The organism is Embleya sp. NPDC001921 (assembly GCF_053594475.1).
The window spans coordinates 1-15,199 of the sequence record NZ_JBSFEO010000030.1; the positions used below are offsets into that span (position 1 = coordinate 1).

12 protein-coding genes are annotated in these 15,199 nt (G+C 69.4%); 4 read left to right on the forward strand and 8 right to left on the reverse strand.

Going from position 1 to position 15,199, the window contains the following annotated elements; translation table 11 throughout:
- Positions 1-660 precede the first annotated feature (660 nt).
- From ACWCPW_RS30585 to ACWCPW_RS30610, 6 genes are all read right to left on the reverse strand, one after another.
- The gene (locus tag ACWCPW_RS30585) at positions 661-1,983 is read right to left on the reverse strand and encodes an FG-GAP-like repeat-containing protein (protein ID WP_449764793.1); all 1,323 of its coding nucleotides are present in this window, start codon (positions 1,981-1,983) and stop codon (positions 661-663) included.
- Between the two features lie 138 nt (positions 1,984-2,121).
- Positions 2,122-3,465, reverse strand: coding sequence for an FG-GAP-like repeat-containing protein (locus tag ACWCPW_RS30590; RefSeq protein WP_449764794.1), 1,344 nt, complete (start codon positions 3,463-3,465; stop codon positions 2,122-2,124).
- A gap of 193 nt (positions 3,466-3,658) precedes the next feature.
- Complete coding sequence (locus tag ACWCPW_RS30595; protein ID WP_449764795.1) at positions 3,659-4,279, reverse strand: L-threonylcarbamoyladenylate synthase; 621 nt, start codon at positions 4,277-4,279, stop codon at positions 3,659-3,661.
- A 278-nt stretch (positions 4,280-4,557) separates the two neighbouring features.
- Positions 4,558-5,664: a hypothetical protein gene (locus tag ACWCPW_RS30600; RefSeq protein ID WP_449764796.1), complete on the reverse strand. Its 1,107-nt coding sequence runs from the start codon at positions 5,662-5,664 to the stop codon at positions 4,558-4,560.
- A 570-nt stretch (positions 5,665-6,234) separates the two neighbouring features.
- Complete coding sequence (locus tag ACWCPW_RS30605) at positions 6,235-6,957, reverse strand: hypothetical protein (protein WP_449764797.1); 723 nt, start codon at positions 6,955-6,957, stop codon at positions 6,235-6,237.
- Positions 6,954-8,057 (reverse strand): RNA polymerase sigma factor, encoded by a 1,104-nt coding sequence (locus ACWCPW_RS30610; protein ID WP_449764798.1) that lies wholly within the window; start codon positions 8,055-8,057, stop codon positions 6,954-6,956. The genes ACWCPW_RS30605 and ACWCPW_RS30610 overlap by 4 nt, the downstream gene beginning before the upstream one ends.
- Before the next feature lie 697 nt (positions 8,058-8,754).
- Between ACWCPW_RS30610 and ACWCPW_RS30615 the strand changes: the two genes are divergently transcribed.
- Positions 8,755-9,120, forward strand: a complete 366-nt coding sequence (locus ACWCPW_RS30615; RefSeq protein WP_449764799.1) for a hypothetical protein — start codon at positions 8,755-8,757, stop codon at positions 9,118-9,120.
- Positions 9,121-9,502: 382 nt separating this feature from the next.
- On the opposite strand, the gene ACWCPW_RS30620 is transcribed toward ACWCPW_RS30615, so the two are convergent.
- Both ACWCPW_RS30620 and ACWCPW_RS30625 read right to left on the reverse strand, forming a co-directional pair.
- The gene (locus tag ACWCPW_RS30620) at positions 9,503-10,255 is read right to left on the reverse strand and encodes a DUF4232 domain-containing protein (RefSeq protein ID WP_449764800.1); all 753 of its coding nucleotides are present in this window, start codon (positions 10,253-10,255) and stop codon (positions 9,503-9,505) included.
- A gap of 302 nt (positions 10,256-10,557) precedes the next feature.
- A complete protein-coding gene (locus ACWCPW_RS30625; protein WP_449764888.1) occupies positions 10,558-11,250 on the reverse strand; it encodes a S1 family peptidase in 693 nt (230 codons plus the stop codon).
- Positions 11,251-11,658: 408 nt separating this feature from the next.
- Between ACWCPW_RS30625 and ACWCPW_RS30630 the strand changes: the two genes are divergently transcribed.
- From ACWCPW_RS30630 to ACWCPW_RS30640, 3 genes are all read left to right on the forward strand, one after another.
- Entirely contained in the window at positions 11,659-12,603 is a 945-nt protein-coding gene (locus ACWCPW_RS30630; RefSeq protein ID WP_449764801.1) for a hypothetical protein, read from the forward strand.
- A 263-nt stretch (positions 12,604-12,866) separates the two neighbouring features.
- Positions 12,867-13,706, forward strand: a complete 840-nt coding sequence (locus ACWCPW_RS30635) for a hypothetical protein (protein ID WP_449764802.1) — start codon at positions 12,867-12,869, stop codon at positions 13,704-13,706.
- Positions 13,706-15,166 carry a hypothetical protein gene (locus ACWCPW_RS30640; RefSeq protein WP_449764803.1) on the forward strand — a complete coding sequence of 487 codons (1,461 nt, stop codon included), beginning with the start codon at positions 13,706-13,708 and terminating at the stop codon, positions 15,164-15,166. Before ACWCPW_RS30635 ends, ACWCPW_RS30640 begins: the two co-directional genes overlap by 1 nt.
- Positions 15,167-15,199 lie beyond the last annotated feature (33 nt).

Genomic DNA, 15,199 nt, shown 5'->3' on the forward strand with positions numbered 1-15,199 from the left:
CCGCAACACCGGCCACCGGCCACCGGCCACGACACGGTGCGGCACATACACCACACACACGCCGAAGGGCGGGGGAACACCACCCCCGCCCTTCGGCACGCCCACATCCCAGCACGGCGTCGACGCGGCTTCGACGTCTCCAGGTCGAGCCCGCGGAAGGATCGGTGCGGTCCCCGATCCTCGGGGACGGCCCGTTCGGCGAGCCGGCGCCCGTCGTCCGGTCCCGTCGGCGGGCACGCCGCCCGTAACGGGTGTATGTGCGGCCCTCCTTCATGGCGGGACCGCCGCGGTCGGCAGATGGCAGGACCACCACGGTCGGCCGGCGGGAGATCGCCTCCGTCCGTCCGCCTGACCGACTGCCGGCGGAGTCGGGCGGCCCGATCGCCGTTCCCGCTGCACGGATCGAGCGGGCTCGATCCCCGGCCGGGCGGGTGGACGACGCGGCAACAGGACGACGAGGCAACTCACCCGACACGACGCGGAGTTCCGTACGGGAGGGGAACCACCGCGGAAAACCGGAAACACCGAACGGCCGACGACGACGGGGATTCCGTCGTCGTCGGCCGTGGGTGTCGTGTGGGGAGCGGAAGAACTGCGACGCTACCGCGCGCCGAGGCCTCGACCGGTGGCCCGGCCGGCGACCGTGCTCGTCATCCGCGCCTACCAGCCGGTTCCGACGCCGATACGGCTGCCGAAGGTGTTCTGCCCGGTGCCCGGGTAGAGGTACATGTCGCCGGTCGCACCCTGTGGCGCCTGGACCGCGTCGAGGTCCGTCCTGCCGTCGCCGTTGAAGTCCCCGCTGACGATGGTCCTCATGATGCTCCACCCGGACCCCGCGGGTGCGGCGGCGTCGAAGGCGCCCACGCCGTTGCCCGGGTAGATGTACATGACGCCGTCGCCCTTGCCGACGGCGGCGATGTCGGACTTCCCGTCACCGTTGAAGTCACCGCCGGAGAGTTGATCCAGGTTGTTCCAACCGGTGCCCGCGAAGATCGGTGTACTGAACGAGCCCACGCCGTTGCCCGGGTAGACGTACAGATTTCCGTCACCCTTGCCGACGGCGGCGACGTCGGACTTCCCGTCGCCATTGAAGTCGCCCGCGGTGAGCTGGTCGAGGTTGTTCCAACCGGTGCCCGCGAAGATCGGTGTGCCGAACGAGCCCACGCCGTTGCCGGGGTAGATGTACAGCGTGCCGTCGCCGCCGACGCCGGCGATGTCCGCCCTTCCATCGCCGTTGAAGTCGCCGCCGACCAGGTTGCTCACGCCGTCCCAGCCGGTGCCCACCGTCGAGGGCGTGCCGAACGCGCCGCCACCGTTGCCGGGGTAGAAGCCGAGCTTGCCCGTGGAGACATCCACCGCGGCGATGTCGGTGGTGCCATTGGCGTCGAAGTCGCCGGACACCATCTTCGTCATGCCGAATTCCTGCTGCGGCGGCTCGGGAGTCGAAGCACAGTTGCGGCTCGTGAGCGTGGTTCCGTCGACGAACTTGGCTCCGTTGAAGACCGATTGCTGCACGGTTCCGTTGAGCTTCTGCTCGTAGTGCAGGTGGGGACCGGTCGAATTGCCCGTGCTGCCGACTCGTCCGAGTCGGCTGCCCGCCGCCACCGTGTCGCCCTGCTGGACGTCGAAGCTGTTGAGGTGCGCGTACAGCGTCTGCCAGCCGTTCGCGTGGGTGACGACCACGTACTTGCCGTAGCTCGTGTTGCCTCGGTCGGCGACCGTACTGACGGTTCCGCCCGCGCTGGCTGTGACCGGCTGGTTCAGGGTCGAAGAGGGTCCGCCTCGGGTCCAGTCGATCGCCAACGGCGGACTGTGATTGGTCCGTACGCTCCCGGTCCAACTCTGGTCGCAGGTGAACGGCATCTGGAAACCCACGACGGCGGCGTGGGAGGGCGGCGCGGCGGCGACGACGGAAGCCGCGACGGCGACGCAGAGGGAGGCGAGGATCGGAACGCTACGGCGCAGGCCGGCAGAACCCGACATGTGGTGAACTCCGTTTCGGGACTGGTACTTCGATGGATTGTGTGCTGATGGCACAGGCGGGACGCCGACGTGGTCCGGCACGGACGGTCGATGATTCGGTCGGTGTCCGGGCCGCGTCGGAGGGTCGAACCGCGGTGACTACCAGCCGAATCCGATGTCGAGGCGGTTGCCGAAGGTGTTCTGGCCGGTGCCGGGATAGAAGTACATGGTTCCGGTGGAGCCGGGCGCGGCCTGGACCGCGTCGAGGTCGCTCCGGCCGTCGCGGTTGAAGTCACCGCCCACGATGTCGCGCATGGTGTTCCAGCCGGTGCCGGCGGATGCGGCGGCGTCGAAGGCGCCCGCGCCGTTGCCCGGGTAGATGTACATGACGCCGTCGCCCTTGCCGACGGCGGCGATGTCGGACTTCCCGTCGCCATTGAAGTCGCCGCCGGTGAGCTGGTCGAGGTTGTTCCAACCGGTGCCCGCGAAGATCGGTGTGCCGAACGAGCCCACGCCGTTGCCGGGGTAGATGTACAGGTTTCCGTCGCCCCTGCCGACGGCGGCGATGTCGGACTTGCCGTCGCTGTCGAAGTCGCCGGCGGACAGGTGGTCGAGGTTGTTCCAGCCGGTACCGGAGAATATCCGGGTGCCGAATGTTCCGTTTCCGTTGCCTGTATATATGAACAGGTTCCCGGTTGATTTCTCGACGGCGGCGAGATCCGCCTTTCCGTCGCCGTTGAAGTCACCGCCGACCAGGTTGCCCACGGTGTTCCAGCCGGTGCCCGCCGCGCTGGGGGCGTCGAAGGAGCCGACGCCATTGCCCGGGTAGACGGAGAGGTTCCCCGACGTCGGAACGGCGGCAATGTCGGAATTGCCGTCCCCGTTGAAGTCACCCGTTGCCAACTCGGCCATACCGGGAACTACCGGCGGTTCGGCCGGGTAGGGGTCGGCGTGGTCACGACCCAGCCCTGCCGCCGGTCCACACGTGGGCCAAGCCCTCTCCGTCTGCCGGGCGAGTACCTTTTCGCCGATCAGGATCTGCTGCTTCTTGGTCGCGAGGTCGGCGCGGGCCGCGTATTGCGCTCCACCGAACTCCCGCCACGTGCTCATGGAGAATTGCAGCCCACCGTAATATCCGTTGCCGCTGTTTATCGACCAGTTTCCGGTGCTTTCGCACTGGGCAACCTTGTCCCAGGTGGCGATGGAGGCTGCGGTCGAAGGGCTTGCGGAGAGGGCGACGAGGGCGAAAGCGCCCAGCGCCGGCACGGCGGATGCGGTGATCAGACGGCGAAAAGATGACGCAGGCATGGTTTTCCCGAGGGTGAGTTTCGACCAGGAAGGCGAGGGCGCCGAATTCGAATTCCGATTCGAAATAAGTGGCACACGCTCGTGAATGACGCCGTGGTTCTTCCTTCGACTGCCGAAGGTGGCGGTCGTGGAAATCCTGGTCGCTGCTCGTCGGGCTTTCCATGGGGTGCGGCCGGCCCGAATCTGCCGTGGCACAAAGCGGCCGCGCGGTCCCGTACGGGATGCGAATCGACGTCCGGGGCAGCGGCTTCGGCACCCCCGGATGCGCGGGAGCGCAGGGGCACGAGCGCACGGCGGCGCACGGGGGCACGGGGGCACGGCCGGCGTCGCTCGGGCCCGGGTCGGCGGCTCGACCCGGGCGCCGGCGTCTTCGCCCGAGGGCCGGCCGCTACTCGAACCGCGCGGTGTCGCCCGCTCCTCGGCGTACGATCTCGGCCTCGTCGCTGGAGAAGTCGACGACCGTGGTCGGCTGGGTGCCGCAGTCGCCCGAGTCCACCACGGCGTCCACCACGTGGTCGAGTCGTTCCTTGATCTCCCAGCCCTGTGTCAGCGGTTCGTCCTCGCCGGGCAGGAGCAGCGTGCTGGAGAGGATCGGCTCACCGAGTTCGGCGAGCAGGGCCCGGGTGACGACGTGATCGGGAATCCGGACGCCGACCGTCTTCTTCTTCGGGTGCAGCAGTTGCTTCGGCACCTCGGACGTGGCGCGGAGGATGAAGGTGTAGGGACCGGGCGTCGATGCCTTGATGGCACGGAACACGTCGTTGTCCAGGTGTACGAACCGGCCCAGTTGGGCGAAGCTCTCGCACACCAGGGTGAAGTGGTGCCGGTCGTCGAGGTTGCGGATCGTCCGGATCCGACCGATGCCGTCACGGTTGCCCAATTGGCATCCCAGTGCGAAACAGGAATCCGTCGGGTACGCGACGAGCGATCCGGAGCGGATCAGGTCGACCACGCTGGTGATGGTGCGTTGTTGGGGGTTCTCGGGGTGCACATCGAAATACTTCGCCATCCGCCGACCCTAAGGGGACGACCGCCCGTTGCCGGCCAACGGATGTGGCTTCGGGCTTGATCGCGGCCCCGGACCTCGGTGCGTGGGTGCCGGCGCCGGTGTCGGGTGTGGTCGGCGGGGTGGGCCGGGAGCCGACCGACGAGGGCACGGACGGCTCCGGAGACGGCTCCGCCGAGGATGATCTCGGTGAGGGTCCGGCGTCGCGGATCCGGTGGCGGCAGTCGACTCGCGCACGTGCCCACGCTCGACGGGAACGCGGTTCCATGGGCCGCGCGTCGTCAGCCTTTTTCCAGGCTTTTATGCACACCGGCACCGGGTGCCAGGAATGCGCTGGGGATGGAATTTTGCAGAATCCGATCGGCCGCGGCCGGCTGATTCGTCAGCACGCGGGACGCCGGCACGAAGCCCCGGCTGCCGATCACCGGGTCCTGGGTGCGGATCGGGTTCGACTTTTCGGGTTTCTGCCCTGCGACCGCGTCCGGCGTGGCCCAGCGAACAATATCCGGTAGGGGCATACGGGGGTCGTTGAGGAAGGCGTTGGAAACGGCGGGACGGGGCTTGAAAACCCGGGCCAGGTTACGGAACCTGTGGGCGAGGGCCACAGTGGCCCAGTTCACTCTTCGCAACGAATCCACGACACGGGCCCCGACACGTCGGGCGCCCGTTCGATCGGCGATTCGCCCTCCCCATTCCCGGACGGAGTCGCCGGCCCGTTCTCGGAGGTTCGAGCGGCGGCCGGCACCGCTTCCGTGCCACGGGAGATCGAGATCGTTCATGAGTTCGCCATAGGCATCAAGGGCAACCTCGTGCGGCCGCACGGCACTGAGGCGCACGGCCTCGAAGGCTCGGGCACCCAACTCGTACTCCTGTCCATTACGAAATTCGAGCGCGTACTTTCCGAGGACCCGCCCGGCCTCGACAGTCGTCGTATTGTTTCTCGTGCGCCGAGCATTCCTTCCGATCTTGGAAATTATGTCGCTTCCCTTCACGCCGCGGCCGCCGTTCTTCTTTGCCTCTGCGTCGGCTTGTAGAATGTGTGCGAACTCGTGGGTCGCGACGGAGATCGGATTCGCCGGGACATCCTGCCCGCTCCATCCCTCCCTGACACCCTGGCTCAGAGATTTCAGGAAGACGTCCCGATTATCGACTCCCGCCCATTGCTTATCGAATACGATCCGTCCGTCGTCGGCAAACGCATAGGCATTGTTAAATGATTCCGGTATTTCCTCCACCACGACCTCGTACAATCCGGCGTCGGGAAAATCCTCGATACACCGCAGGAGGCCCTCGACATACTCACGAGCCGTCTCCGGATGTGTGTACTCACCACCCAGGCTGGCGGTGATCCCGACGCCGGCCATCCAGGCCTCGTCGACGAAGACCATCTCGATTTCGTCGACGGTTCTCGCGTTTCGCAGGCTCTCCCGAATCTCGGTGGGAGTTTCGGGAGGACGAAACGGGACGGACCTGACCCATGGATTCTCGATCGCCGGTCCCCTTCCGTCACCGATGATCCGACGGCCCATCGAGGCGCCAGGATCCCAGGCCCCCACACCCCTACCGCCACCGACCCCGCCCTTGGAACAGCCGGTTCGTCCGCCCACCCGTCCCGGTGCGAGGTCTCCGCGCACGCCCCGTTCCGGGGCGGCCGCGGTGCACGCAGCGGCGTACGGCACCCGAGGCGCGGTCGTGGTGGGCGCGTCCGGCGCCGGAGGCGGCGGTCCGGCGTGCCGTGGCGTTGCGCATGAGGTGCCGGCCGGCCGGGCGGGACGGAGCCTTTGGCACGTCCGACGCGCTGGGTCGACCGCCACGCACCGATCGCCGAACCCCCGCCGCAGGTTCGGCCGTTCCCGGCGGCCGAAGGGCCCGTGGGTGGGGTCGGACGACGCGCCGGTGCGCATCGTCCGACCCCGTTCGCGATCAGCGGTCGACCGTCAGCGGCCCGCCGTCGGCGGTCAACGGTCCGCGGTCAGTGATCGGTTGGCCGTTGGACAGGCTGCGCGCGGGGTCGGGCGCGGCGGGTGGTCGGCCGGGGTCTGCACCCGGGACTTGAGCCATACGTGGGGAACGCACACCTCTCCGTAGTCGGGGTCTTCCACGCCCCGGATCCCCGGTTCCACGCGCGCGAGGTAGGTGTCGGCGTCCGGATCGGGATTCGGGTCGGGGCCCGGACCGTCGGGCGCGGGTCGTGGTGCGGGCGGGCCCGCGGGCATGTGCCGGTTCCACCACGCCGCGTCGTAGCGGTCGTTCTCGGCGCAGTGATGCAGGACCAGGAAGCGCATCGCCTCCGCGTCCTCGGCCCCGGCGCCGAACCGCCACCAGAACGCCGCCGGTTCGGTCCGGCCGGTGAGGTAGAGCAGGCATCCGAACACCACGGCCCCGGCCGGGGTTCGGTGGTCGACGAAGTCGGCCAGCAGCCCGGTGGTGTCGGGGCGGGCGACCACCAGTCGGCACAGATGCTCCAGTTCGACCGCCGCCCGACCGCGGACGTTGTCGTCGACGCCCGCCTCCCCCGGGGACGAAGTGCGGGGCGGGGTCGGTCGGATCAGCTCGGCCGCGAGCCGTTCCTGCACGACGCGCGATGCCAGGCGCCGGAGCGCCGCGGCGGGGTCGTACTCGGCGAACGCCTCGTCGAGGGCTCGGCGTTGCTCCTGGAGTGCGCGGTCGAGTGGCTTCATGTCGTCTTTCCCTCGGGAGGATTGGGTCGGACGGGGTCGTAGGGGACGGTTCCGTACTGCGCGGCGGTGAGTTCCCGGCGGGCGGCGTGCACGTGGGAACGGACGGTGGAGATGGTGATCCCCAGGTAGTCGGCGACCTCGGCGGGCGGGATCTGCATGACCAGGTGCAACCAGGCGCAGGCGGCCCGCTTGGGGGGCATCAGCGAGATCGCGCGGTGTACGCCGTGCAGGTCGGGGACGAAGGTGGCGGGGTCGCCGAGGGCGCGGGTGCCGGCCGGGGTCGGGAAGACGGTGAAGTCGACGCTGATCTCGCGGCGGTGCACGGCCCGGCGCTGCCAGTCGACGGCTTTGTCCTTGAGCATGCGATAGGCCAGGGCCTGTGGCGGGCTGGGGTGTTGGACCAGAAGGTTCCAGCGCACGCACATGGCGAGCATCACCTCGGAGACGACGTCCTCGGCGTCCTGGCGCAGCGAGCCCAGGCGTCGGCGGGCGAGCGAGGTCAGGGTGGGACGGTAGGCGCGGGCGAAGTCGACGAACTCGTCGGCCCAGGGCAGTTCGACCGGCAACCTCGGGCCCTCGTCGGCGTTGCGGTGGGGTGCCATGGCGTGGCGGACGCGGGCGCAGCGGGCGGCGTGGTCGTCCAGGTGCTCCATCAGGAGCTTGACGACGGTGTCGACGGGCGGGCCGGGCGCGCGCAGGAGTTCGTCCCAGCGGCGGTCGACGACGACCATGACGTCCTCGACGGCCCGGACGGCGTCGTCCACGGATCCCAGGGATCGGTAGGCGAGGCGGGTCAGGGTGGGCAGGTGGGTCTGCGCGAACGCGTGGTAGTCGTTGCGCAAGAGGTCCGTCAGGTCTATGTCGAGGGATCCGTCCCGGGTCGGTGTCGCATGGATGGTCTCGACGGCGGGGGTGGGCGGTTCGGTTCTCGGGCGCGGCGTCGCGAAGGGGTCGGCCGGGTCGATACCGGCGAACACGTCGAGGTCGTCGAAGCCGTCGAGGCATCGGAAGACGTCGACCGGTTCCAGGCCGAGCGCGCGGATCTCCGCCTCGGTGGGGTCGAACCAGTGGGCGTCGATCCTTTCGGGGGATTCACTCATCGTCCGCCGCCTTTCCCGCGCACGGCGCGCGGGGCACGGAGGCCGTGACCGGGGCGGCCTCGGTGTCGGGAGACGCCGATCGGGCACGGTGTGGGAACTCCGTTGCGTACGAGGGAAACGAAGGTGAGCACGGCTATGAGGGGCCGGACGTTCCCGGCTCCGGTGGGCCAGGTGGTGCCTATCACTGGGGTGATCCTTCCGAACGATCGATACACGCGACCCGCGGATGTCCGGGGCGTACGCCGGGAGCGCGCGGGTGGCGTGCAATGCCTTCGCCGTTATCCCGTTCGCGGGGCCTGTTCCGTCCAGTCCGGGTTCCAAGATCTTTCGAACGGTGCTCGAACGGTGGGCGCTCGGCGCGCCGTCCCTCGTCGGGTCCGGCCGCCGTTCTCACGGCCCGGCGGACGGCGCCCGCGAACGGGTCGTCGTGATCGGGCCGTTCGGGATCGATCGAGGAGGCGGGGCCGGGATTTCATGGCGGATCGGGTGGTGATCGTACGACGCACGAGGCGGTGCGGGCCGGGCGACGGGGGGAAGACCCGCGGGCCACGGCTTCGCGCGCTGGGGTCCCTCAGGAGTCCCTCGCGAGTCCCGAAGGGTGTGGTCCGGGCCGGGCGCGGCCGTTCATGATCGTCGGCATGCCGTCGGTCCTCCGGATCCGTCGGCTCCATGCGATCACGACACGAAGGGTGGCTTCATGCGCGCCATCACCAGCAGGCTCGGCATCGGCGTTGCGGCCGGCCTCGCGGTTCTCGGGGTGACCACCGCCGTCGCCGCGCCCGCGAGCGCCGCGACGACGTCGATCTCCAACCCCACCAGGGGGGCCAGGGCCACGTACGACCAGGGCACCGGCTACCTCACCATCAAGGACACCGCGTCCGACGGTCGCCGGGCGACCGTGCACTACCGGAACCAGGGCCAGGTCGGCTACTGGTACCTGGACGCCAAGCGCGGATACGGAACGAGCGAGCGGGTCAAGGTCGGCCCCGGTCGTTGGTTCGAGATGCGGGTCTGCCTCACCGGCGACTACAAGTGCAGCGGCTGGACCATGGTCTACGGCTGACGGTTCGCCACTCCCCCGGGCCGGCGCCGTCGACCCGACGGCACCGGGTCCCTGGTGACGGAGCGACCCGGCCCGGAGTACCACGCGCAGACCCCGGCCCCATCCGCACGGCGGGCCACGCCACCGGCCGAGGCTCGCCGTGCGGTGCGTGGCGACAACGGCCGAGGCTCGCTGGGCGGCAGGCCACGGCAACGGCCGCGGCTCGCCGCACGGTGGGTCGCGACAGCCGCCGTGGGTTTGCGGGGGCTGTGGCCGCGATCGAGTCCTCTCGGGTGTGCGGGGGCGGGTATCGGGGTGGTTCGGCGGCTGGGTCGAGAGCGGGATTCGTGCGGCGATCGGGGCTTCGGCGCGGTGACGGCTTCCGGGCGCGTGGGTGTTCGGGTCAGGAGGTCGCGGGGGTGTTGGCGGTGGTCATCGAGGTGACCGCGTCTGCGACCGTGCTGCGGTAGAGGCCCAGTTTGGGCTTGAGGACCGCGGTGGCGGAGCCGAGGGGGAAGTTGAGGGTGTCCGCGTTGGCCATGTGCTGGGGGTCGGCGAGGACGTTGAGTTGGTCGGCCCGGGTGGTGGAGGTGCTCGCGCCTTCGGGGTTGAGGTCGATCACCGCATAGGCCGTTTGGCCGGCCGACAGCGGGTACGCCGGCGCGCCGCCCAGGCCGCCGGGGATCAGCGGCTTGACGCTCGCGGAGCGATCGGAGGACTTCGCGGTGTCGAGGTGGACCAGTGGGTAGTGGCTCAGACCGCACGCGGTGGTACCGGTGTTGCGGACCTCGATCACCCGTTGACCGGTCGCGCCGGGGCGCGGGGTCACGCGTATCGACAACTTCTGCGTGACGCACGGGTGGGCGTAGGCGTAGGCGTCGTCCGCTCCGCCGCCGGGCTTGCCGTTCGCGCCGGATGTGCTCCCGGCGGGCGCGCTCGGACGCGAGGACGCCGATGCGGACGAGGGCGGCGTGGCGGCGGGCTGCCCCGACGTGAGGGAGCCGGGCTGCGCGGCGAGTGCCCCGGCCGGCGGGGACGACACCGAACCACCAGCCGCGGGCGAGGATTCACCGTCGGACCCACAGGCCGCGAGGGTCAGGACGGCACCGGCGACGAGAGCGGTCGACAGGATCAAGGGGCGACGACGCACAGACATGGGGGCTCTTCTCGAACACGGGCATGAACAACGGGACGGTTTCAGGGACGAAACCAAGATCCGTTCGAGTTCCGCGCCGCGCGTCACAATCGACGAGACAACACACCCACGAAACCGTGACAGACGAACCCCTTGAACCCCGGGTGACGATCCGATAACCGGCGGTGCGGCCGTCGGCGTGAGTGCGACGGCCACACGCCATCGCCCCCGGGCCCGCCCGCCCGGAGTTCGGTGGCGGGGACGGGTCCGGGGACGAGAGGAAGGCGGATCGAGGGCGGAACGAGTGCGGGACGACGAGTCGGTCAGACGCCCGCGATGGACTGGATCCACGAGCGGTACGCGGTCACGTTCGTGTAGGCGGTGGTGGTCTGTCGGTCGCTGGTGGACGCAACGCCGACCTGGATGCCGTTCGCGTTCATCGGACCACCCGAGTCGCCGCCCGCGGTGATGCCGTTGCCGTAACGGGCGCAGATCGCCGAGCCGTTGTACGCGTCGCGGCAGCCGCCGGTGACCGTCACGTTCGCGACCTTCAGGAACTGCGACTGGCAGTTGATCTCCTGGCCGCACCGGGACGTCGCGCCCCAGCCGTAGACCTGGACGCTCTGACCCACCGTCACCGATCCGGGCTGCCCGAGTCGGGAGTAGGTCGCCGAGACGGAGCGGTCCAGGCGTACCAGCGCCAAATCCGCAGACGGATTGGTGTAGGTCTGGGCGCCGTTGGCCACGGTGCCGCCGGAGCTCTGGTCGAGGCTGCCGATCCGGAACGTCAACTGCCCACCGCTGACGCAGTGTCTGGCGGTGAGGATCCAGGTGGGCGCGATGATGGTCGAGGTACAGGTCTGCCTGCCGGCGGAGAACAGGCGGGCCGCCCATGGGGCGTTCTGCGCGTATCCGCCACCGATGATCGGCTGGGGACCGTTGGCCGACGGGTTCTCCTGGGAGACCCCGGATGGGGCGGGGGAAGCGGTGGCGGTGGCGCCGAGGGTGAGCACCATGAGCAATGCGGCCAAGAGGGCGGGGACGATCTTGGTTGTTCGCAAAGTTCCTCGTTTCCGACGACACGCGATATCTCGCGCGTGGGGTGCAGGGGGTACCAGGATCCCCAACGCCGGATTCCACGGGTAATAGCAGTCTGCCCTCTCGGCGATGGTATGGCTGGGAGGCGAATTGTGGTCGCCGCGGCGGGAGTTGGGCTGCTTGGGGAGGAATCGCGGTGGTGGCGGGATTCGCCGCGACCTCTCGACCCGAGACCGCAAGGGAGTTCGCATCATGAGCCGGTGAGTGGGTTCGGGTTTCGAAATTCCTTGATCGTTCAGGCGGGCGGCGCCTGCCGGACATGGTTCCTGCGCCATGGTCTTGGCGGCCGGACCTGGTGGTGCGGCCTGGGCGCGACGAGGAGTTGGGTGAACGTGAAGCTGATCGTGCGGGGTCGGAAAGCGGTATGGCGAGGACTGTCGGTGGGCGCGGCCTGCCTCGCGCTGTGTGCGACGGTCGGGCTCACCGGTACGGCGCACGCGGAGCAGGCGCCGCAGGGCACGAGCGCGGCGTTCCCGTCCGCGATCGAGGGGTGGAAGGCGATCGGGCAATACGAGATCGACGCTCGGTCCCAGGCTCAGGGGCTCGCCGGCGTACGGCCGCCCGGCGCAAAGCCGTACATGTACTACGCGGGGAACACCTCGATTCCCGCGCCTGTGCGGGAGCGCGGGTGGTCGCACATCGGGGACCCGGACTCCTCTCGCGGGTATGTGTTCGACGCCTATCAGGGCGGCGGGGACGCGACGTCCAAGATGTTCAGGGTGACCACGCCCTCCGGTGTCGCACACGAGTACGTACATGCGTTGGCGCCGGGTGAGGCGATGAACAACTCGTTCGCGGCGGTTGCCCCCGACGGCCGTTGGCTCGTCTCCGGCGAGTGGGACACGATGACCCGGCTGCTGGTCTTCCCGACGCCGATTCTCAATGGGGCCACGCCGCGCGGCGGAGGCGCGCTGCCGCTCGCCGCGACGATCGAGCTGGATCGTCCGGTCAAGGACATCCAGGGATGCACGTTCCTGGACGCCAAGCAACTGTTGTGTGCCTCGGACGACTCCGACGCGAAGCTGTTCCCCGTGCCCAAGCCACTCCTTCGGATCGAACTGAGGAAGGCGTTGAACGGGAAGACGGTGACCGGACACGTGACTTCGCTCGGTGCGCTCCCCCTGCTCAGCGCGTGTCCCGGTGCGGCCGTCGACTTCGAGACCGAGGGCGACGACTACGACCGACACACGGGGGTTCTGCGTGTCGAGATGATTCCGCCGCGTGACTGTGCGGCGCGCGCCACCGTGTACGAATTCAAGCGCGAGCGCTGACACACCGGTCGGCAAAGTGGGGGCGGCGGGCAGCGGGGGCGGATCCCGGTCGGCGGGGGCGCGGCGACGGGTCGTGGCGGGGGCGGGGGTTGTCACCTCGACGGCGTCGTCGCGCTGCGGTGGCCGTCCGCCGACCTGGTGGGAGTGGACATGACTCCGCACCGTCCATGATCATCCACTTGTAGAGTTGGCTGGTGTGCCGGGCACAAGGTGTGTCGCGGGCTGATGCCGGCCGGCGCTTCACGGGGGGGGTGGGGGGCGTGATGGGCGAGCGTGACGACGCCGCGTCCTGGGACGAATTGCGCACGGAGTGGGAAGCTCTGGCCGCGCTCGGCGAGGCCGTTCCCGAGCTGGGGATCGGTGCCGGCGCGCAAGGGACGCCGATTCCGGAGGATCTGCGCCGCACTCCCGTGGTGTTGTGCGTCGCGCCGGAGGAGGACCCTGCCTCGCTGCTCGCGGTCGTGGCCGCCGCACGCCGTGCTCCGGAACTGATCGCGGTCGTTGTCGAGTCGGAGTACGCGTCGATGGTCCGGGCGCTGTTGACCGCGTGCGATCGACGCGATGTCACGGTCACGGCACGGGCGGTCGACGCCGTATCGGCGGTGGACGGGCGTGTTCGCTGGGTGGGCACCGACAACGTGGCTCCGCTGCTATCGGTCTGCGAGGGTCTCCACGACGTGGCGACCCGGCTTCGGGTGACACAGGTGGTCGATCCCGCGAACGCGTCGAGCGTCGCGGCACTGCTGTCGGTGTTGTCCGCGGCAGGCGTCCCGGCGCCCGAGCTCCTTCCGCGATCGTTGTGCGCCCGGGCACTCACCGTGCACCCGGGAGAATCGTTGCACCTCCTGCTCGGACGGAACCTGCTTGCCTGTGTGGGGATCGCCGCGATCGAGGTGCCCGAGGGATGGTGGGCGCGGACGGCGAAGAGTCCCCTCCGTCTCACCGCCGCGCTCGCGCTGTCGGCCGCCATCGAGTTGCCCTTTCTGGACTCCGACCTCCTCGAGTGGCCGGGGCAGGACCGGACGCCCTGGACGGGTGTCGACGTGCACACCGATGCCTTCATCCAGTGGCTTCGCCGAGCCGTTGCCATACCGCGGTCCTGATGCATCCGCTCGAACAGAGGTTTCCCCGCGTCGGTGCGATCGTCGACTACTTCGGGCTCGGGGCCGGGGAAGCGGTCGCCGTCGAAACCGCCTACCGGACCGTCCACGACGTGTTCGGCCCGATCGTCACGTCCGTCGTCGACCACATGGCGCACGATTTCCGGGCAAGCGTGGCACGGAATCCCGCACATCGGATCGCGTTCCTGGGGCGCGACGGGCATGCGTTGGCAGCCGCGCTTCGTGGCCTCGACCCCGGGTTCTTCGAACGCCATTGCAGCGAGGTGGTGCTTTCCCGTCAGCTCGCCGACGATGCCCTGCGCGACGCGGAATACAGTCTCGGTACCCAGAACCCGCAGGTCGCGGCCCTTCGCGGCGACCTTATAGGGTCTCCGACGGACGTCGGGGGGACGGCGCGGATGCTCACGCGATACCTGCGCTCGGCCGGCATCCCGGTCGGCCGGCCCGACAGCGCGGTGACGATCGTGGACAACGGCTTCAAGGGAAGCATCCAGGAACTGTTGGCCGCCCTGTACCCCCGCACCACGTTCTCCGGCGCCTACATGGCCTACCTCGGCACACCGGACGATCCGCATCCCGGCACCAAACGCGGCTATCTGGTCGACATGCCGGAGGGCCCCGGCACTCCGTTCGGATTTCTCCCGGAGGATCGCGCCCAAACGTTCGCCTCTCTCGAAGGTGTCCAGACCTACGAGTACCTCCTGGCCGGTCCCCTCACCACCGCCGCCGGCCTCGAACGGGACCGCCCGGTCCAGGGTCTCCAAAGTCGGGCGCCGATGAACTGGTCCGGGCTCGCCTTCGTCAATCCCGTCCTGGTCGACGAACGACTTCGTCCCCCCACCACACGCGATGCGGTCAAGGCCGGGGCCTGGTTGGCGATCCACGACTATGCGCGAACCCATGCCGTTTCCGGAGCCTCCCGGGAATCACTCGACGTCCAGCGCGACGCGGGGACCGAACAGGTGCACAACTGGGTCGCCCGATCGGGCCCGGTCGAGCCCGAACTGCACAGCCTCCTGGACAGCTTCGCCCCCCGCATGGACGCGTCGAAGATCCTCAAGTTGTACGCGGCACTGGGCGATGCGCGTCTGCCGGCCGCGGCGGTGCGGCCGTGGTGGGAGGGCCTGGCGAAGATGGCCGATCAGGACAAGGGCGCCTACGTGGACGGTGTGGCAGCCGAATTGCGCAAGCCGAAGGTCCGTGAGGCGTGGGCGAAGTGGGCTGTCGGCCAGGGAGTCCCGGTTGAACCGGCGGACGCGAAGGGCCCACTGCCCATGTCGATCGCGGCGGCGGGGTGGGCTCCGGCTTCGACGACGCTGTCCTCTTCGGCGCAAACCGCGCGCTCGGAGACAGCGCGATCCACGGAATCCGGTCCCTCACGGAACAGCACGATGGACACGACCCGTGGGAGCGGGCAGGAGCAGCGTGGGCCCGCGGTGTAGGTCGCGAAGGGCGTGCGGACTCTTCGATGCGTC